Source organism: Rhizobium aouanii (assembly GCF_037002925.1).
Classification (GTDB): Bacteria; Pseudomonadota; Alphaproteobacteria; order Rhizobiales; family Rhizobiaceae; genus Rhizobium; species Rhizobium aouanii.
The window spans coordinates 1-1742 of record NZ_JBAMYD010000047.1 but is presented as its reverse complement, the minus strand read 5'-3'; the positions used below and the strand labels follow the sequence as shown (position 1 = coordinate 1742).

Annotated in this window: 1 protein-coding gene; it reads right to left on the bottom strand. The window is 67.8% G+C overall.

Features of this window, described 5'->3' with window-relative positions; all coding sequences use genetic code 11:
- The coding region (locus V8P77_RS34640) for a condensation domain-containing protein (protein WP_335916754.1) at nucleotides 1-1742 on the bottom strand (1742 nt) is incomplete at both ends.

Genomic DNA, 1742 nt, shown 5'->3' with positions numbered 1-1742 from the left:
GGCTTGACCCCGAGCCCGATCAGATGATGGGCCAGCCGGTTGGCGCGCGCGTTGAGCTCGCCATAGCTCACCCGCTCGTCCTCATGCACCACCGCCACCGCCTCGGGCGCCTGGCGCACCTGCGCCTCGAACAGCTCGTGGATGCACAGATCCGACGGATAGTCCGCTTCCGTCCGGTTCAGCTCCTCCAGCAGGTAGCGGCGCTCCTCGGGCGGCAGGATGTCGAGCTCGCGCACTGGCGTATTCGGAGCTCGCTCCAATGCCTCCGCCAGCTGTTCGAGCGCCCGCTGCATGTAGCCGCACACCCGATCCGCGGAGACCGGCTCGACCACCTGCGCGGTGAGGCCGAGCGCCTCGCCAAAATCCTCCACCGACAGGCTCAGCGGATAGTTGGTGCGCTCCTCGCCGCCCAGCCATTCCACGCCGGACAGACCATCATCGGTTGTCGAGCCGGCCATGGCCGCCGGCGTGTTGTGGCGGTAGTTCAACAGCGCGCTGAACAGCGGCGCCGGTGCTGCAACGCCACTGCAGCGTTGCGCCAAGGCCAGCGAGGCATGCTCGTGCGCCAGCAGCTCGGCAAGCCGTGCATGGGTGCTGCGCACGCTCGCCGCGACCCCGGTCCCATCGAGGTCGAGCCGCACAGGCAGGGTGTTCATGAACAGGCCCATCGCGCGGTCGGCACCGGCATGCATGCGGCCGAACAGCACCGTGGCGAACACCACCTGCTCGCGCCCGCTGCTCAGCGCCACCACCTGGCCCCAGGCCAGATGGCAAAGGCTCGCCAGGCTTACTCTCAGCCGCCGAGCCTGGGCCCGCAGCCGGTCGTTCAGCACCTGCGGCAGCATCCGATGCGCCTCGCCAACCCCGCTGCCGTCGCCATGCACCTCGATCAGCCCGAACGGCAGCGTCGGCTCGTCGATGTCGGCCAGCATCGTCCGGAAGAACGCTTCATGCTCTTCGGACGAAACGCCGAGACGGGCCTGCGCCACCAGATTGCGGAACGGCTGCGGTGCGGCCAGCGCATGCCCGCGCCCTTCCAGCACCGCCCGCACCTCGGCATGCATGACCTCCAGCGTCGTGTGATCGCCGATCAGATGATGCTGCAGCTCCAGCAGCAGCCAGCGTGTGCTGCCCGGCTCGCGCGCGATCACAAACCGCAACAAGGGCGCCCGGCCAAGATCGATGCGATACTGACGCGGATCGAACCGGCGCTTCAGCTGCTCACGACCGGGACCGTCATTCTCGTCCAGCTCGACCTCGCTCACGTCCAGGGCCGCCTTGCGCCAGACCACCTGCGCCGGGCTCGACAGTCCCTCCCAGACAAAGGCCGTGCGCAGAATGTCGTGCCGGTCCACCACCTGCTGAACCGCAGCAAGGTAGCGATCGAGCACACCGCGATCGGCAAAGGCCATCTCACTGACGAGCAGATACGGATCGCCCTGGCTGGCCAGCAGATGGTGGAACACAATGCCGTCCTGCAGCGGCGACAGGCCATAGATATCCTGGATGTTGGCGACCCCGCCCGGCACCGTCGACACGATCCGGTCGATCTCCTGTTGGGTCAGATCGATCAGCGGCAGCATCTGCGGCGTGATCGCCGCGCTCTTCTCGCCGATCAGGTTGGCAGGCACCGCCACCTCGTGATGGCTGCCCAGGCTGGCGGCCAGATCGCAAAGCACCGGGGTGGCGAACAATGTGCGCACCTCCACCCCGAGCGACAGCCGTCGCAGCCGCTCCATCAG